The sequence below is a fragment of the Bacillus sp. EKM206B genome, from assembly GCF_011066015.1.
Classification (GTDB): Bacteria; Bacillota; Bacilli; order Bacillales; family Bacillaceae; genus Bacillus; species Bacillus velezensis.
This window is the reverse complement of record NZ_JAAMNL010000031.1, coordinates 1-643: the sequence shown is the minus strand read 5'-3', so window position 1 is coordinate 643 and position 643 is coordinate 1. Positions and strand designations below refer to the sequence as shown.

Genomic DNA, 643 nt, shown 5'->3' with positions numbered 1-643 from the left:
GCGGGTTCGTACTTGTTTTTCGAAAAGGAATTGATGTAGTTTTGTCCTTTTTCAATCCCGGTTTTTACATGTTTTGCAGCCGCTTTTTCTCCAGCTTCCAAGACGTTATCCACTTTGGCGGCGCCTGTTTTTGCGAGCTTGCTTGTTACTTTTACAGTTGAGCCGGAACCTTTGAGCCCGACGATGCTCCCGATGGCGTAGGTGATGTAATGGGATCTTGAATACGCATCCCCGTTAACCATTTTATCATTCCACGAATCCGCCAGGTTTGTCCATATGATTTTTGCGTAGGAGGGCGTGTTCAATACAGCTGATATGGTTTTAGCGACTTTTTGTTCATCAGAGAGATGGTAAAAATCCCATGCGCCGACAGCCAGATCTTTGACGCCTGTTATTGTGTCTTTCCCGACATCATAAAGGCCGACGCCTATTCCTTTAACGATATCCCAAGCCGTTTCTCCGACTTCTTCGAGCTGTTTTGCTTGTTCAAGCTGCATCACATATTGCACCTGAGCGGGTTCAAGGTTTTCATAGCCGATCTTCTTCGCGATTTCCAAATACTCATTCGGATCGGTGACACCATCGGCCAGCTTTTTCTTTAGATCCTTGATTTCCCGCTCTTTCGCTTCTTCCTTCTTAATCA

The 643-nt window shown here is 45.7% G+C and carries 1 pseudogene; it reads right to left on the bottom strand.

From position 1 onward, the window contains the following. Positions 1 to 643: pseudogene (locus G9F50_RS20245) on the bottom strand (hypothetical protein); the annotation flags it as partial.